16 protein-coding genes are annotated in these 17827 nt (G+C 41.2%); 10 read left to right on the top strand and 6 right to left on the bottom strand.

Annotated elements, in window-relative coordinates; genetic code table 11:
* Positions 1–229: 229 nt before the first annotated feature.
* The gene (gene leuS, locus ACYSNU_RS04360) at positions 230–2743 is read left to right on the top strand and encodes a leucine--tRNA ligase (RefSeq protein WP_461735984.1); all 2514 of its coding nucleotides are present in this window, start codon (positions 230–232) and stop codon (positions 2741–2743) included.
* Positions 2744–2854: 111 nt separating this feature from the next.
* Here leuS and ACYSNU_RS04355 read toward each other — a convergent pair whose 3' ends face one another.
* Positions 2855–3808, bottom strand: coding sequence for a hypothetical protein (locus ACYSNU_RS04355; RefSeq protein WP_461735983.1), 954 nt, complete (start codon positions 3806–3808; stop codon positions 2855–2857).
* A 375-nt stretch (positions 3809–4183) separates the two neighbouring features.
* On the opposite strand from ACYSNU_RS04355, the gene ACYSNU_RS04350 reads away from it, so the two are divergent.
* Positions 4184–5821: a putative polysaccharide biosynthesis protein gene (locus ACYSNU_RS04350; RefSeq protein ID WP_461735982.1), complete on the top strand. Its 1638-nt coding sequence runs from the start codon at positions 4184–4186 to the stop codon at positions 5819–5821.
* Between the two features lie 167 nt (positions 5822–5988).
* Positions 5989–6207: a hypothetical protein gene (locus ACYSNU_RS04345; protein ID WP_461735981.1), complete on the top strand. Its 219-nt coding sequence runs from the start codon at positions 5989–5991 to the stop codon at positions 6205–6207.
* 110 nt (positions 6208–6317) lie between these two features.
* Here ACYSNU_RS04345 and ACYSNU_RS04340 read toward each other — a convergent pair whose 3' ends face one another.
* Together ACYSNU_RS04340 and ACYSNU_RS04335 are read right to left on the bottom strand one after the other, a co-directional pair.
* Entirely contained in the window at positions 6318–6704 is a 387-nt protein-coding gene (locus ACYSNU_RS04340; RefSeq protein WP_461735980.1) for a GNAT family N-acetyltransferase, read from the bottom strand.
* Complete coding sequence (locus tag ACYSNU_RS04335) at positions 6689–6898, bottom strand: GNAT family N-acetyltransferase (RefSeq protein WP_461735979.1); 210 nt, start codon at positions 6896–6898, stop codon at positions 6689–6691. Before ACYSNU_RS04335 ends, ACYSNU_RS04340 begins: the two co-directional genes overlap by 16 nt.
* A gap of 214 nt (positions 6899–7112) precedes the next feature.
* Between ACYSNU_RS04335 and ACYSNU_RS04330 the strand changes: the two genes are divergently transcribed.
* From ACYSNU_RS04330 to ACYSNU_RS04320, 3 genes are all read left to right on the top strand, one after another.
* Positions 7113–7841: a pseudouridine synthase gene (locus tag ACYSNU_RS04330; protein WP_461735978.1), complete on the top strand. Its 729-nt coding sequence runs from the start codon at positions 7113–7115 to the stop codon at positions 7839–7841.
* Positions 7842–8078: 237 nt separating this feature from the next.
* Entirely contained in the window at positions 8079–9320 is a 1242-nt protein-coding gene (locus ACYSNU_RS04325) for a hypothetical protein (protein ID WP_461735977.1), read from the top strand.
* A gap of 340 nt (positions 9321–9660) precedes the next feature.
* Positions 9661–11619 (top strand): KUP/HAK/KT family potassium transporter, encoded by a 1959-nt coding sequence (locus tag ACYSNU_RS04320; protein WP_461736166.1) that lies wholly within the window; start codon positions 9661–9663, stop codon positions 11617–11619.
* Between the two features lie 83 nt (positions 11620–11702).
* Here the strand turns inward: ACYSNU_RS04320 and ACYSNU_RS04315 are convergent, their stop codons facing one another.
* From ACYSNU_RS04315 to ACYSNU_RS04305, 3 genes are all read right to left on the bottom strand, one after another.
* Positions 11703–13070, bottom strand: a complete 1368-nt coding sequence (locus tag ACYSNU_RS04315; RefSeq protein ID WP_461735976.1) for an MATE family efflux transporter — start codon at positions 13068–13070, stop codon at positions 11703–11705.
* A 229-nt stretch (positions 13071–13299) separates the two neighbouring features.
* Positions 13300–13623 (bottom strand): DUF960 domain-containing protein, encoded by a 324-nt coding sequence (locus ACYSNU_RS04310; protein WP_265459344.1) that lies wholly within the window; start codon positions 13621–13623, stop codon positions 13300–13302.
* A 176-nt stretch (positions 13624–13799) separates the two neighbouring features.
* Positions 13800–14414 carry a 50S ribosomal protein L25/general stress protein Ctc gene (locus tag ACYSNU_RS04305; RefSeq protein ID WP_461735975.1) on the bottom strand — a complete coding sequence of 205 codons (615 nt, stop codon included), beginning with the start codon at positions 14412–14414 and terminating at the stop codon, positions 13800–13802.
* 296 nt (positions 14415–14710) lie between these two features.
* On the opposite strand from ACYSNU_RS04305, the gene ACYSNU_RS04300 reads away from it, so the two are divergent.
* From ACYSNU_RS04300 to ACYSNU_RS04285, 4 genes are all read left to right on the top strand, one after another.
* Positions 14711–15424, top strand: coding sequence for a 16S rRNA pseudouridine(516) synthase (locus ACYSNU_RS04300; protein WP_461735974.1), 714 nt, complete (start codon positions 14711–14713; stop codon positions 15422–15424).
* Positions 15425–15455: 31 nt separating this feature from the next.
* Positions 15456–16142 carry a YjjG family noncanonical pyrimidine nucleotidase gene (locus ACYSNU_RS04295; RefSeq protein WP_461735973.1) on the top strand — a complete coding sequence of 229 codons (687 nt, stop codon included), beginning with the start codon at positions 15456–15458 and terminating at the stop codon, positions 16140–16142.
* A gap of 80 nt (positions 16143–16222) precedes the next feature.
* Positions 16223–16870 carry a uridine kinase gene (udk, locus tag ACYSNU_RS04290; protein ID WP_461735972.1) on the top strand — a complete coding sequence of 216 codons (648 nt, stop codon included), beginning with the start codon at positions 16223–16225 and terminating at the stop codon, positions 16868–16870.
* Positions 16871–17827, top strand: coding sequence for a Gfo/Idh/MocA family protein (locus ACYSNU_RS04285; RefSeq protein ID WP_461735971.1), 957 nt, complete (start codon positions 16871–16873; stop codon positions 17825–17827).

Genomic DNA, 17827 nt, shown 5'->3' with positions numbered 1-17827 from the left:
GTCAGCACGCATACGATTCGACTAATCGGAATTATTTGGTGAAGTCGAATTCGAAAATCAAACTAAATTTCTGTAAAGAAATTTATTACATTAAAACGAATTAGGATGTCAGTTCTGCTTTTTGCAGAATTTAACTGCTAGCAGTATAGCAGAATGATATACGCATGAAAATAAGACTAAATTTCTGTAAAGAAATTTATTACATCAAAACGAACTAGGAGGAAGTTTCATGAGTTACGATCACAAGCAGATTGAAAAGAAATGGCAAAAATATTGGGCGAAGCACAATGTTTTTAACACCCACGACGAGAGCGATATGCCGAAGTTTTATGCATTGGATATGTTTCCTTATCCATCTGGGCAAGGGTTACACGTTGGGCATCCAGAGGGCTACACAGCGACAGATATTTTGTCACGGATGAAACGGGCTCAAGGATATAGTGTTTTACATCCAATGGGGTGGGATGCTTTTGGTCTGCCAGCGGAGCAATATGCGCTAGATACTGGTAATGATCCCGCTGAATTTACGAAAAAAAATATTGAAACCTTCCGTCGTCAAATTAATTCCTTAGGCTTTAGCTATGATTGGAATCGGGAAATTAACACCACTGATCCAGAATATTATAAATGGACCCAATGGATTTTTACCAAAATGTATGAAAAAGGCTTAGCCTATGAAGCTGAAGTTGCGGTGAACTGGGTGCCGGAATTAGGTACCGTGATTGCCAATGAAGAAGTGATTGATGGCAAAAGTGAGCGGGGCGGCTACGATGTTATCCGCAAACCAATGCGTCAATGGATGCTGAAAATTACGGCTTATGCGGACCGTTTACTAGATGATTTAGAAACAGTTGACTGGCCAGAAAGTATTAAAGAAATGCAACGCAACTGGATTGGCCGTTCAGTCGGCGCCAATATGACTTTTAAAGTTGCTAACAGCGAGCATGACTTTACGGTGTTCACTACAAGACCGGATACTTTATTTGGTGCCACTTATGCTGTGTTAGCGCCTGAGCTGAGCTTGGTGCAAGAAATTACCACGCCAGAACAAAAAGCGGCTGTCGATGCATATATTGATGAAGCTTCAAAAAAATCAGATTTAAATCGTACTGATTTGGCTAAAGAAAAAACTGGTGTCTTCACGGGAGCTTATGCCATCAATCCAGTTAACGGCAAAGAAATTCCAATTTGGATTGCGGATTATGTGTTGGCTTCTTATGGAACAGGGGCCATTATGGCGGTACCTGCCCATGACGAACGAGATTATGAATTCGCCAAAGAATTTGGTTTGGATATTGTGCCAGTGCTTGAAGGCGGCGATGTAACGAAGGAAGCCTTTGTCGGCGATGGCCCGCATATTAATTCTGATTTTCTAGATGGCTTAAATAAAGAAGATGCCATTGAAACAATTAATCAATGGCTGGAAGAAAGAAATGTCGGCAAAAAAGAAATCAGTTACCGTCTGCGGGACTGGTTGTTCTCCCGCCAACGCTATTGGGGTGAACCAATTCCGATTATTCATTGGGAAGACGGCACGACTACTGCTTTACCGGAAGAAGAATTGCCGTTGAAATTACCAAAGACTGATAATATTCAACCCAGCGGTACAGGTGAATCACCGTTAGCTAATATTAGCGAATGGATTAATGTAGTTGATCCGGAAACTGGTAAAAAAGGTCGCCGGGAAACTAACACGATGCCGCAATGGGCGGGCAGCTCGTGGTATTACCTGCGCTTTATCGATCCCCATAATAAATATGTTTTGGCTGATTATGATAAATTAGAACGCTGGTTGCCAGTCGATATTTATATCGGCGGGGCTGAACATGCTGTTTTGCATTTGCTGTATGTGCGCTTCTGGCATAAATTCTTATATGATATCGGTGTAGTGCCAACGAACGAGCCCTTCCAAAAATTATACAATCAAGGAATGATTCTCGGTCAAAGTTTCCGTGATAGCCGTGGGGCGCTAGTGCCAACCAATATGGTGGAAAAACGCGGCAATGACTGGGTTAATATTGAAACCGGTGAAGCATTGGAGGAAGCGCCTGCTAAAATGAGTAAATCATTGAAGAATGTTGTCAATCCTGATGATGTGATTGAAACATACGGCGCCGATACTTTGCGAATGTACGAAATGTTCATGGGACCTTTGGATGCTTCAATTGCTTGGAGTGAAAATGGTTTAGAAGGCAGCCGCAAATTCTTGGACCGAATTTGGCGTTTATTAGTCGATGAAAACAATAAAATGCGGGACCGCATCACCACCTTTAATGATGGAAAATTAACAAAGGTCTATCATCAAACGGTAAAAAAAGTTACTGAAGATTTTGAAAATCTGCATTTTAACACTGCGATTTCACAATTGATGGTTTTTGTAAATGAAGCCTATAAAACGGATGTCTTGCCTTTTGAATATGTCGAAGGCTTTGTTCAATTATTAGCGCCGATTGCTCCCCACATCAGTGAAGAATTGTGGGCCATCTTAGGCAATACAGAAGGCATTTCTTATGTGCCGTGGCCAACTTATAATCCCGCTGAACTGGTTGAAGACCAAGTTGAAGTTGTCTTCCAAGTCAACGGTAAAGTTCGTTCAAAAGCTGAAGTTTCCCGAGACATGGAGCAGGCGGCCCTTGAAGAAATTGCTTTGGCAGATGCTGTGATTCAAGAATATATTGAAGGTAAAACAGTGCGTAAAATTATTGTCGTGCCAAATAAATTGGTTAATATTGTAGCTAACTAGTGTAAATTAAAAAATACCCAGCTATCCGAGGAAATCTGAAAGCCGCTGTGTTTTAAATGCAGCAGTTCAGATTGTGGATAGCATGGGTATTTTTATTTATTTTTAAAAAGTTTACCAGCTTTCTAGCGGGAATTTTTTCCAAGTATTTTCAGCGATACAGACATACCAATAATTGTCATCCCAACAAAATTCCCCCTGTTGACCAGCTTCTGTTGAGGAAGCAATGGTTCTTTTTTCGGCCAAACGAATAGTATCGCCTTCGACGTGCAACGGGCTCGTCGGGGAAGAAGTGTTGATGCCGACATTGCTAGTCGAACGCTCTGCGAATAGCGGCGTACTTTTATATTCCCCAGCATCTGTATAATTAATTACCCGGAAATTTGAACCGGCATCATTACCGGTCTCCTCACTGCCGTCAATGCCCACCGCAAATCTGCGGTCAGCATTTGTTGAATGGGTTCCAGAGCTGAATTTGACGGTCCGGTCGCTGCCAGTTTCGCCTTCGACATAAATGCCTTTGTTGGAGGCGACAAATTTTTCAGTTGTGCGGACATACATTTCGTCTAGCGGAACACCGTAAGCATTCGGTTCATTAAAGGTTCCGTAAGGCATTTCTAAAACAGTTTGCAGCTGACCAGTTTCATCAGGAATTTCAAAGGAAGTATGGTTGTGCCAAGAAGGATTTTCCTCAGTGCTGTCATTAGCCTCCCCGTGACTGACCATCCAAAAAGTTGTCCGTGGCGACAGGTCATCTCCTAAATAATCCTCCCGAAAAGCAATTGCGCCTTTTGCTTGCGAATCTTTTAAATCAATGCGAATGACTTCGCCAAAATGAGCCGGCTCGCCGGACTCACTAGTTCTTTGTGCTTTCTGATAGGACTCCAATTGCAGCCGTCCAGTGCTGTCAAAACTGTTTAAGCCTCCCTCGTCAGTTGAGGGAATCAAAACAGTTGATGGCTCCTCACTGATTTTTGAAGTTGTTTCAGCCGTTGATGTCGTCTCGCAAGCAGTCAAGACCCCCACCGCTAACAAACCGATTGCTGATACCATGACTCTTTTTTTCATTTTAAACGCCCCTTTTTCATTCTTTGCCTAAAATGTTAGCGGAAGTAAAATCCTTATGCAAGGTAATTGTAATAAGTTTTTTGTGAATTTGAATTATTTTTTTACTGATTGTGAAAATCACATCTGAAAATAAGCTTGATATAAAGTTAAAATCCGGATTAAAATCTTATTTTGCTAGAATGAAACAGCCTGTTTATCGTTTTCATGGAGAGAATCTACTTTATAAAACGGTCAAGCTAGCTTTTATAAAAGACTTTTAACAAAGTTGAGGAAGTCTTTTATTTTTCCTTTATTTTTAGTATAGTAGAGACTTGATAAGCGTGTGAGTTTTTACACGAATGCTGCAGTTAATCAAGAAAGTTGGTACCTGAATCTATGGAAACTTCAAACCGACCCCTAACTAACCAGGAGAAGATGGCCCGCGGCTCTGCCTGGATGACCATTAGTAATATTACTTCGCGGTTGCTAGGCGCCATTTATATTATCCCTTGGATTGCCATGATGGGGGAAAATGGCAATGCTGCCAATGGCCTTTTCAATATGGGCTATAATTTTTACGCTTTATTTTTAATGATTTCTTCAGCGGGGATTCCTTCGGCGATTGCCAAGCAGACCGCCCATTATAATTCCCTAAATGAATACGGAGTCAGTCGCCGGCTTTTTTATAAAGCCTTGAAGGTGATGGCGATTTTCGGAGTCGTTGCTGGTGGCTTGATGTATCTGGCCTCTCCTTTGTTAGCCGATTTATCAGGCGGCGGTGAGGAATTAATTCCGGCGCTGCATTCCTTAAGTGCAGCTGTGATTATTTTTCCGGTGATGGCGGTTATCCGGGGCTTTTTCCAAGGAAATCAAGATATGTTTCCTTTCGCCCTTTCGCAAATTGTTGAACAAATTGCCCGCGTGTTTTACATGCTGCTGGCAACATTCATCATTATGCAGGTGATGAATGGTAATTATTTAGATGCGGTGACGCAATCAACCTTTGCCGCTTTTGTCGGCATGATTGGGAGCTTTGCTGTGCTGTTGTATTTTTTACAACGGCAAAAAATTACTTTGGATGTTTACGTTGAACACAGTGAAAATCAGCTTTCAATTTCTGAGAACTCACTGTTGGTGCAAACAATTAAACAGGCGGTGCCGTTTATTGTCGCCGGTTCTGGGATTACAATTTTTAAATTGGTGGACCAAGGGACCTTTATTCGTTTTATGGGGATGCTAACAGATTACAGCCAAAAGGAATTAATTAGTCTTTTTTCTATCTTCAGTGCCAATCCTGATAAGCTGACGATGGTGGTAATTGCTTTGGCGACTTCGCTGGCTTTAGCGAGCCTGCCACTGATTACCGAATCCTTTACTTTAAAAAGTCATCATGAGTTGGCCAAATTAGTGAGTAATAATTTCCAGCTCTTTGCCTTTGTGATGTTCCCTTCAACATTAGGAATGATTGCCCTAGCATATCCGTTAAATACATTATTTTATTCACCAGACCCGTTAGGCAGCAATGTTTTAATTGAAGCCAGCATCGTCGGCTTGGTTTTAGGTTTGTACACGATGGTTTCTTCAATGCTCCAGGGTTTGTATGAAAACAAATTGACGGTTAAATATTTACTCTATGGTTTGCTGGTCAAAGTGATTTTACAAATCCCAATGATTTGGCTCTTTGAAGTTTACGGTCCGCTAATTGCGACGTTTGCCGGCTTTGCTGTCACCTGTTACTTTATTGTTAAAAAAATTCATGAAGTGACCCGCTTCAATCGCCTACTGACGCTCCGGCGGATGACCTTGATTACGATTTTCACTGCTATCATGACAATTGCCGTGATGATTGTTAAGCACCTGACGTATTTGGTGCTCGACCCAAGCAGCAAGATGCAAAGCTTAGTCATTATTTTAATCGTAGCAGCGGTTGGTGCCGCCCTATATGGTTATATGGCTCTCGCCAGCGGTTTAGCAGAAAAATTATTAGGCCGCAACACCGTTTCTGGTTTGAAACGACGCCTGCACATTAAATAAATGTTTGAACCAGCCTTGAATTTAAGGCTGGTTTTTTCACGGAAAAAGGAACAAATAGTTTCGCTTTTTTTCTGCAACAGTTTTCTTTGTCATACTATTTCTTGTAACAAAGAAAAGTTGTTTCCTTTGAATTGGTTAAGGGAGCTAAAAAATGGAGGAAGAAAGTTATGAATACAAAAGGGATTATGAGTTTTTATTTTATTGCGGGGATTGGTTGCGGCGGTTTTACAATTTTATTGTTTTGGCGGATTTTACAAAACTTAGGGAATGTAGCGATGACGGAAATTGCTTTAGCCTTTCTATTTCTCATTGTATCCGGCTTAGCGATGATTCAATTTAAAATGGTCAGTGGTCAACTACCAAAGGCTAAGGTTCAAGAAAATTAATTAAAACTCGTGGGGTAATCTGGCGAAAGTTAAAGCGCCTTGCAAAATTAGACGAAAATCTAACTTTTGCAAGGCACTGGAATCAGCCAATTGCTCCACGATTTTTTTATTTATTCCGATAAGTCTTCAATAAAATGAGTGGGGTACTTCTCCCAATAGCCTTGATAGGTTTGGCTGCTATCTGAAAAATTCAATTGATACAGACGAAATATCACTAAAGTATTTTTAGGCTGACACAGTTCTTGATAGGAATATTGATAGCTCATCCCCAGCTTTTGCATAACTTTGCCGCTGGCGGGATTTTCAACATCATGAGTCGCAGTAATAAACGGAAGCTTACTTTCTTGAAGATAAGCGACAGCCTTTTGCGCAGCCTCAGTGACGATTCCTTGATTCCAAAACTCACGGCGTAATCCGTAACCAAAATCGTGGGCGTCCTCAGCACTCAAAGTGAGATAACCGATAGGCAAATTGTTCTCCTTCAAGCAAATTGCCAATAAATTCCCATAGGCTGTTGCATCTGGGGCAAAATTTTTTCTTGATAAAAATTTTCTGCTTCCGTCAAATCCTGCAAAGGAAACCAAGGGAGAAAACGATTCACTACCGGATCTTCCATGATTTGTAATAAAGCCTGTAAATCGGTCGGGTCAGCAGAAAAATTGCGGAGAATTAATCTTTCAGTTTCCAACATAATCTGGTCCTCGTTTCAAAATAATTTCCTTTAGTTTACCAAAAAAACCTTGTGTTGACGGTTGTTTTTTTGCAAAATGTTTCACGTGAAAACAATTGAGGCGGAATAAAAAGTTTCAGCAGATTAAATTGTGGTATACTGCAAATTTATACAGACAGTTTCTTTTGCCGGTAAATGCTGGCTGCTGAAACACAGCAAGAAAGGATTTAGATGGATGCGTTTAGATAAATTTTTGGCTGCGGCGAATTTTGGCAGCCGCAAAGAAGTCAAGCAGCTGATAAAACAAAAGCAGGTAGCTGTTGACGGCAAAGTAGTGACCAGCGACAAGCTACAGGTCTCTGAGGAAAATCAAATTACTGTTTCCGGCGAATCGGTCCATTACCAAGAATATTATTATTATCTATTGAATAAACCTGCCGGCGTAATTTCGGCCACGGAGGACCCGATCCATAAAACGGTTTTGGATTTATTAGGCAGTCAGCGGCGCAAAGATTTATTTCCGGTTGGGCGTCTGGACAAAGACACCGAGGGGCTGTTGCTGATTACCAATGATGGTCAACTGAGCCACGAGCTTTTGTCACCGAAAAAACATGTGGAGAAAGAATATTTTGCTAAGGTAGCCGGTCAGATGACAGCGGCGGATGTTGCAAGTTTTCAAGCGGGAATTACTCTGAAAAATGAAGGACAGCTGCAGCCGGCGGATTTAAAAATCTTGGCTGTCAATCAAAAGGCGGACACTTCCGAAATTTCTTTGGTCATTCATGAGGGGAAATTTCATCAGGTCAAACGGATGGTTCACGCTGTTGGCAAAGAAGTGACTTATTTACAGAGAACCAGAATGGGCTGTTTGGTTTTGGACCCAAGCCTAGCTCTCGGCGAATTTCGTGAATTAACGGACAAAGAATTAGCAGAGCTACAAAACTTTACTAAAGGGTCAAACTAGGTTTTATTGAGAACCAAGCAGATGGAAAAATTCTATTTGGCTAGTGGTGATTTTTGGTAAAAGAGCCGTTACCATTAGCTACTTTTTTCGATAATTTTCTTAAAACGTGTATCCAGCAATGACAATCCTAAATATAAAATTTTGTTTCTCTTACGGGACTATTTTTCCGAATTTCAAATTATGTTATCATTAATTTAATGAAAAATTCTGAAGAAAAGTTAAAAAAGGGGTGGCGTGATGAGTGGTGAAGTAAGTTGTTGGGAAGTTTTGGGAATCAGTGAAACAAGCAATCAGCGGGCAATAAAAAAAGCTTATGCTAAATTATTAAAAAGTCTTGATTTGGAAAGTCAGGTTAGCGAGTTTCAGAAATTAAAAAGAGCGTTAGATGAAGCTCTTGTCTTGGCAAAGGCAGTCGCTAGTGACGATGAAGTAACGGAATCAACGGCGGAAAATTTTTTTGACGACTTGGTGATTTCTGAGACCACTGGCGAGGCAGAGGAGCCTGAAATTTCTCATGAGAGTTATGGCGAAAAGTCAGAATTACATCCGCCGTTTTCCCAGCGCTTTTTAGCTTTGTTAAATCAAAAAGCCTATTTTGCAGATTTAGCTGCTTGGAGAGAGTTGTTAGAGATAAACGATGCGGCCACCATTGAAGACATGATGGCCAAGCAGGAAATGCTATTAAATTTTTTGGGTCAAAATTTTATGCTGCTGTCCCATGAGATTCGGCTTTATCTGATTGATTATTGTCAAGCGGAGGATCAAAATAGCCTGTCAACGATTCCTCAAGGGATGCTGACCTTCATCAAAGACTATCCAGATTTTGGTTTTGATTTTTGGCAGGAGATTGCGCCAGAGTATCGAGAAACTTATTTCTCTCAACGGGATCAAGTTTTTCAATTGATCTCTTCTAAAGTGCCGCTGGCGGCTTTGTCAGCCCGGGTTCAGTCCTGTCTAGATATTTATGAAGGTGACTCGCTGGTGTATCTTTTAGCTGCTTATCTTTTTGTGCTGGATGATTTCCGCCTGCAAAATGGCGCAAACTTAAATCAGCTGCAATTATTGCTTTCTAAAGGTAATGACGACCATCAGTGGCGTTATTTGAAAGATTATTTGCTCTTTGTGATGGAAGCCCGCGCGCAGGGAACAGCAGCCCGAGCCAGTCTTTTAGAAAAAGCCGACTTTTTTTATCAAACACCGCCAAAGGAAGTACCGTTAGCAGTTTATCGCTTAACGAGTGGCTACGTGGCTTTTCTGCTCTCTAATCATGAAGCAGCCCGCAAATGCTGGTACGCCTATGAAAATACCTACCGCTTATGTTTAAATCCACGGGAGCGGGAATTTATTAAGCCAGTTGCTACGAAAAATGCTGTAGCAAATACCAATAATGCAGCGGAAACTTCATCAAATAAAAGTAATTGGACCTGGGGGATTGTTTTGGCTGTGATTATTATCCGGTTGCTTTCAAGAATGTTTTAATAGTAAGTTGCTGTGATTGAATGGCCTTTATAAAAGCCGCAAAATTTTTTGATTTGATTGACTTTCAATGTGCCTTCGCTATAATGAATGCATCGTTTAGAAAGTCATTTTGTAGTTTGAGTTGATTGGAAATTTTGATAGCCAAAGCTGAATGAACAGACCTAGGTCTAATCACCGATTTGATTCGACTTAGGTTTTTTTGTTTTTCTGCAGCGAATAGGATATTATTTCCAATAACGTGGAAGAATTTGCTACACTTACATAAAAGGAGTTATTTTAGGAGGTTGACATCTTGTCTACTGTGAAAAAGAAATTATCGCTGGCCGGTTTGTTGGTGGCGATGGGGGTTGTTTATGGCGATATCGGAACCAGTCCCCTCTATGTAATGAAGGCGTTGGTAGAGGACAATGGCGGCATTGCCAATATTGATTCCGATTATATTATCGGTTGCGTGTCGTTGGTTTTTTGGACACTGACCCTGCTGACTACCGTCAAATATGTGATGATTGCCTTAAATGCGGATAATCATGGCGAGGGTGGGATTTTTTCCCTGTATACCTTGGTGCGGAAAAAAAGCAAATATTTAATTATACCTGCGATGATTGGTGGCGCTGCCCTGCTGGCTGACGGTGTGTTGACACCGGCCGTAACGATTACCACAGCGATTGAAGGGCTGCGGGGTTTGCAGCCATTTCTAGATAAATTTGGTTATGACCAAAATATTATTGTGATTATTACCCTAGTTATTATTTTGATTTTATTTTCAATTCAGCGTTTCGGGACAGAATTTGTCGGCAAGGCGTTTGGGCCGATAATGTTTTTGTGGTTTACCTTTATCGGTGTGGTGGGGCTGATGTATTTCAGCCAAGACTTTACCTTGATTCGGGCGCTAAATCCTTATTACGCCTTTCGTTTGCTCTTTAGTCCGGAAAATAAAATGGGGATTTTTATTCTCGGCAATGTGTTCTTGGCAACAACCGGAGCGGAGGCGCTCTATTCTGATTTGGGGCATGTTGGTAAAACCAATATCCGCATCAGCTGGCCCTATGTAAAAATTTGTCTGCTGTTGAGTTATTTTGGGCAAGCGGCGTGGCTGATTAATATGCAAAATGATACCAGCCTACAAAGTATTGAAAGCTTGAATCCTTTTTTCCAAATGATGCCCGGAGCTTTGCGGGTCGTCGGGGTGGTCTTTGCGACAATCGCTGCCATCATCGCATCACAAGCACTGATTTCCGGTTCCTTTACATTGGTTTCTGAGGCAATTAAATTAAAATTATTGCCCCGCTTGAAAATTTTATATCCCGGCAATAGCATCGGTCAAATGTATATTCCTGCGGTCAATTTAATTTTATGGGTAGCCTGTTCGCTAATTGTCATTACCTTTAGAACCTCGACCCATATGGAAGCGGCATATGGACTATCGATTACCGTGACGATGTTAATGACGACGATTCTCTTGTATTTCTACTTGATTCAAAAGGGCACCAATCCGATTTTTGCCCATTTGGTGACCTTGTTCTTCGGCTTGATTGAGAGTGTTTTTTTCATTTCCAGTGTAACGAAATTTTTCCACGGTGGTTATGTGGCGGTGGCGATGGCTTTGGTGATTCTTTCGATCATGTTTATTTGGGAACGCAGTAATATTATTCAGCAGAATGCAGTTGATGAAGTCGATATTAAAGATTATTTGCCGCAGATTAAAAGTTTGCGGGAAGACCATGATTTAGATTTATATCAAACCAATGTTGTCTTTTTAGTGCCGCAGTTGGAGGGCGATAATATCGACAAGCGCTACATGTATTCGATTTTAGATAAACGGCCAAAACGAGCGAAGGTATATTGGTTTGTGAATGTCGAGGTAACAGACGAGCCTTATACGAAGGAATATTCTGTAGATATGATGGGGACAGATTATATTGTTAAATTGAAACTCTATCTGGGCTTCCGCATTTCGCAAAATATTAATCTCTATCTACGACAAGTTATCACAGAATTAATGGCTCAAGGACGTCTGCCGATGCAGCCGCAAAAATATACGATAACGCCAGGACGCATCGTCGGAGATTTCCGTTTTATTTTAATTACAGAGGAACTCTCCAACATGACCAATATCGACACTTGGTCCCGCCAAATTATCCAAGCAAAACTCTTTATCAAGCGCCACACGATGACACCGGAGAGCTGGTTTGGTTTAGTTTATTCCGATGTAACTTATGAAACAGTGCCGCTGTCCATCGGCACCACCCGCCGTTCGATTTTATTGGAGCGGAAGGATGGCAAATCTGAAAAAGAATAATTTGCTCGCACCAATTTTTTAAAACTAAAAGGCGCCTCTGCCGCTAAACTGAGTAGTCAGTTTAGCGGTAGAGGCGCCTTTTTTTATTTTATTTCTTGTTCTAATGACAATTGCTGCTGAGCATCCAATTGTCGCAGCTTCTTAATTGCTTTGAAGAAGGAGAAGAGCAAAATGACTACGGAGCCAATCCAAGCTAATGGGGAGGCCGCAGCTGCTCCGGCGTAACCAAAGAGAGAAGTTAGTACCAAGGCTGCCAAAGAGCGCATAATCAACTCCATAATGCCGGCAATCGTTGGCACAACACTTTGACCTAAGCCTTGTAGCGTGTAACGGACAATAAATAAAGTTGCCAATACCCAATACAGTGAACCGTTGATGATAAAATAAATTTGCGCTAAATCAAACACTTCGGTATCTGTTTGAGGAACAAAGAGTCCGACTAAGGTTCGTCCGAAAATAATAATCAAAGCACCAGCTAAAATGCTGAAACTGCCGCTGAGAATTAACGTTTGTTTGGCGCCGGTTAAGATGCGGCCGTATTTTTTGGCACCATAATTTTGGGCAGTGAAAGTTGCCATGGCTACCCCGAAGGACATCATCGGTTGCATCGAAATTTGATCAATTCGACTAGCGGCCGCTTGAGCCGCTACTTCTTTAGTGCCTAAACTATTAAGCGCACTTTGCAAAATTACTGCGCCAATGGCAATAATTGAAGACTGAAAGCCCATCGGCAAAGCGACATTTAAGTGTTCCCGGAAATCCTGTTTGCTCAACTGAAAATCTTTACGTCGCAATTGCAGGTTAGGAATTTTTCGTTTGATATAAATCAAACAGCCGAGACTAGCGGCTAGCTGTGCAATCACCGTCGCGTAACCGGCACCGGCAACCCCCATGTGAAAAGTCGTGATAAAGACGATGTCCAACACGACGTTGATAATCACCGCCACAATCAAGAAAACCAGGGGCGTGCGGCTGTCGCCTAAAGCCCGCAGCATATTTGATAGTAGATTGTAGGCCATCGCTGCAAAAATTCCGCCGAGAATCACTTGAATAAATTCTTGCGACTGGTCGATAATTTCCGCTGGTGTTTGCATCAAAATTAATAATGGCCTGAGAAAAATCAGACTTAAAGCGGTCAAAATTATCGTAACAATTAAGCTGATGATAATGCTAGTGGCAAAGCTGCGCTTCACCCCCCGCAAATCTTGGGCGCCGTATCGCTGGGCCGTAATAATCGCTAGCCCAGAAGTCATCCCTTGGGCAAAGCCGATAATCAGAAAACTGATACTGCCGGTGGCCCCAACAGCAGCTAAAGAATTGGTTCCCAAAGTCTGGCCCACGATAATCATGTCCACCATATTGTAAAATTGCTGAAAAATATTTCCAATCAATAAAGGAATCGTAAATAGAAAAATTAATTTAATCGGTGTTCCCGTCGTTAAGTCCCGCATCTTTTTCCCCGTAATTTTTATTTTTGCAACTAGAATACTAGCATAATAGCTAAACATTTCAAGACAGTAATCCAAACTTTTTGAAAGAATTTTCAAAAAATAACCAAAAAATTTTTTTAGAAATATTGTCAAAAATTCCCAGCAAAATAAAAATGTTGGGAAAAACCAAAAAAAGCGGGGAAATATTTTCCGCCGCTCATTGGTTTATCAGTTGCTATTTAGTTTTGATTTAGCGCTGTTTAATTTCTCTTGGCAGCAGAATTGTTTCCCGAGTGCCATCGTCATAGGCCTGCACTTCTGAAGGCAAACCATCTACATATCTAAAAGGTAAGTCGACAGTCATATCTACATCAGTTTCTGCTTCGGTGTAACCCATTGTCACCGAGCCTTTATTGTCCATAATGGTAAAGGATAATAAGTTGTTTAAAGGAAAAACTCCTTTTAAATTAAAATCAATAATATACCAGACACTATCAATCAGTTCTCCGGGCATACTAGAGACAACTCCAACAGAGGCATAGCGGCTGCGGTTATTGTCAAAGGCTTCAAACATAGTCAATTCCTCCCTCGTTTGAAAAGTATTGAGAAGGTTCCTCAATTAGATGTGTTAATCATAATCAATGGCCTTTGAAATTGCAATCAAAGCGCTTTGGCGAAACCGCTGACAAAAATAATTATTTCAAAAAAAAACAACTTTGCATTTTCGCAAAGTTGTTTAGTCTTTAAAAATTATTCAGCATCTTCACCAATTACTTCTGGTTCAGCGGCTGCTTCAGTTGTTTCTGGTTCGTCGTTGACAATTGTTTCCACGACTGCTGCAATTTGTTCTTCAGCAGGAGTGACAACAGTGTAGTCAGCATGTTTAGGTAGATCAGCTACTGAGATAGAGTCGCCGATTTCTAAAGCAGTGACATCGACTTCAACACGTTCAGGTAATTTATCCGGAGTTGCAGAAACGACAACAGTGTATAAGTTTTGAGCTAAAGTACCGCCAGCTTTCACACCAGCTGCTTCGCCGACTAAGGAAACTTCAGCTTCAACTTCTGTTTCTTCTTTCATGTTTACGGCTAAAAATTCAATGTGTTTGATTTTGCCGTTGAAGGTATCTAATTGTGTGCTGTGAACGAGTGAATTAACTTTTTGACCTTTGACATTCATTTCAAAAACGGCATTAGCACCATTTTGACGCAACAATTTTTCTAAGTTTGCTGAGTCAACAGAGATAGGTGTGCTTTCGATTTGATAGCCATAAACAACTGCAGGAATGCGGCCTTCATGACGTAATCTGTTTCTTTCTGAACGGGGACGAACTGCTCTTTCTTGAACTTCCAATGATACTGACATAACTTACTTCCTCCTTAAAAATTGACTGTCTAGTTTTTGACAGATTTTATTTAAGTGAATTGTTTCAGTTATTCTCTTGCACGTGAAGTGTGGTTGGCGTACAATTACGCAAAGAGGCAATTGTGTAAAATACACAACTGCCCCTTGAAAGTTTGAGTTCAACTTTTCTCCACCAGGTCATTACGCTGTGTTGAGAAACTATATTCACTTTACGTATTTAACCGTACCCCTTATTTAGCAAACAGTCAAGGGATACGCTAATTATTAAAGATTTTCAAAAGAAATAGGTTTTACTAATGCGTTTAGATAAATTAATTGAGATAGTTGAGAGAGCTTCCCGCACCGAGATTAAACGACTGCTAAAAAGTCGTCAGGTGTTAATCGATGGGAAGCCTGAACTAAATGGCAACCGCAATGTTGATAGCCAACTTCATCGAATTGAAGTGGCGGGGAAACCTGTGTGGACCAATCATGTTTACTATTTAATGAATAAGCCTGCCGGGATTGTCACGGCAGTTTCTGATATAAATAAAAAAACGGTCATAGATTTGCTTGCGCCAGATGATTATCGACGGGAGATTTTCCCAGTAGGACGCTTAGATCGTGATACTGAAGGATTGGTTTTTTTAACCGACAACGGTCCTTTAGGCTATGCTTTAGCTCAAGCAAAATTTCAAGTAGCTAAAGTCTATGAAGCTGTAATAAACGAAGAAGTGACACAGGCAGATGTCACCGCCTTTTTTGAAGGGATTATTTTTTTAGACGGCACCAGATGTCGTCCTGCCCAATTAGAAATTTTAAGTGCAGCCTTGGGGGAAAGCCGAATTCGCTTAACCATTGATGAAGGCAAGTACCATCAAGTAAAGAAAATGTTTTTAGCCCGTGGCAAAAAAGTCACTTATTTGAAGCGGCTTCAACTAGGCCCTTTACTCTTAGATAACAATTTAGCGCCAGGCGAATATCGCAGCCTAACCTTACTAGAATTACAACATTTGCGGTCTTTCTTTTAAACTTACGAATTCCTAAAGGAGACCACCAAATATGCGCTATAATACATTACTATTCGACGTAGATGATACTTTATTAGATTTCCAAGCAACTGAAAAGCAAGCACTGACAAAATTATTTGCAACCGAGGGACTGACCTTGTCTCCGGATTTAGAAGAACAATATAAAACTATGAACCACGGATTGTGGGCGGCCTTTGAACGGGGTGAAAAGACTCGTGATGAAGTCGTTAATCAACGCTTCGGCATCTTTTTTGAAGCCTTAGGGGTAAGAGTCGACAGCATTGATTTAGAAAATCGTTACCGAAAATTTTTAGAAGAAGGTCATGATTTATTAGGCAACAGCTATCAAATTGTGGCGGATTTAAGTACAAAAGCGGACCTTTATGTGGTGACTAACGGCGTGTCACAAACCCAGTACCGCCGCTTAACCGATGCGAAATTATTACCATTTTTTAAAGAGATTTTTGTTTCAGAGGATACAGGCTATCAAAAACCCATGAAGGAATACTTTGATTACGTCTTTGCCAGAATTCCTAATTTAGATAAAAGCGACACCGTGATTATCGGCGACTCCTTGAGTTCTGATATCAAAGGGGGCATTGTGGCGGGCATTGACACGATTTGGCTCAACAGCAAATCCGAACAGGCCGGCAATGAAATTCACCCAACCTACACGATTAACCAGCTTGAAAGTATTTACCGAATTTTAGAAAATTAATGCTATAGCAAGTAGTATTTCTGAAGATTTTCGCTATAATAAATCTAGCGAAAAATTCAGCGAAAGAGGTATTGAAATAAATGGCAAAGTCCAAACCGATTATTATTGGCGTCACCGGCGGCTCAGGTAGCGGCAAAACCAGCGTCAGCCGCTCGATTTATAATAATTTTCCCGACCATTCGATTATGATGTTGGAGCAGGATTCCTATTATAAAGATCAGAGTCACTTGGCGTTTGAGGAACGTTTGAAAACCAATTACGACCATCCTTTTGCCTTTGATACAGATTTATTAATTGAGCATTTAAGCAAACTGCTAAACTATCAAACGATTGAAAAGCCGGTCTATGACTATGTGAACCACACCCGCAGTCACGAGGTAATTATTCAAGAGCCGAAGGAAGTTATTATTTTAGAAGGTATTTTAATTTTAGAAGATGAACGCCTGCGGGATTTGATGGATATTAAATTATACGTGGACACGGACGATGACATTCGGATTATTCGCCGGATTAAACGAGATATGGATGAGCGGGGCCGGACGTTAGACTCGGTTATCGAGCAATATCTCTCCGTTGTGAAGCCGATGTATCACATGTTTATTGAGCCAACCAAACGCTACGCCGACGTGATTGTGCCCGAAGGCGGCGAAAATGCGGTGGCGATTGATTTAATCAATACCAAAGTAGAAAAAGTTTTAAATGAACATCTCCGGGAAGGAGCGAAATAAATGATTCGCTACGGCATTTTAAGCACTGCTCAAGTGGTTCCACGCTTTGTGGCGGGGGTCAAAGAGGTGCCGGATTGCGAGGTCTACGCCATCGCCTCAAGAAGCTTGGCGCCAGCTGAAAAAATGGCCCAGGAATTAGAGATTCCCCACGCCTATGGCAGCTATCAAGCTCTTTGCCAAGACGAGCAAGTCGATATCGTTTACATCGCTACTTACAATCAAGGGCATTATCCCGCAGCAAAACTGGCTTTAGAAAATAATAAGCCGGTTTTATTAGAGAAGCCTTTTACTTTGACAAGTGCTGAAGCAGAGGAACTCTTTGCTTTGGCTGAAGAAAAAAACTTATTTTTAATGGAAGCCCAGAAGGCGGTCTTTTTGCCGACCGCAAAATTAATCAAAGAATTTATCGCCTCTGGAAAATTAGGAAGGCTGCACTGGATTCAATCCAAAACCGCCTATCCTAATATCGACCATGTCAGCTGGTTTCGTTCGTTGGCAGCCGGTGGTGGAGCCTTACACGGTGCGGGTTTTTATCCATTGGAGTATCTGCAATATATTTTGGACCAGCCGATTACGGCCTTTAGCGGCAACGCCGTTTTCCCTAAAGAGCAATCTGACAGCCAGTTTAATTTGACGCTGACCTTTGGCGAGCAGCTGCTGGCAAATATTTTTATCACAGTCGATTTTGCGACAGATAATCAAATGGTCATTCACGGCGATTTAGGCCGGATAGAAATAAGTGATTTTTGGAAAACGAAAACGGCGAAAATAATTTATAATTCTGGCGAGACAGCACTGCTCACCAGTGACTTCACCAGCGAATTTGCCTTTGAAGTGGCCCATGTCAACCACTGTTTGACAGAAGGTTATTTGACGAGCCCACTGATGACCAAAGACATCACCTTAACGACAGTTAAAATGGTGGAAAGCTTGTACCATCAGTGGTTATCTAAGTAG

This window comes from Enterococcus sp. LJL120, from assembly GCF_054871765.1.
Note: the sequence above shows the minus strand (reverse complement) of the source record. Positions and strands in the feature narration are given on the sequence as shown.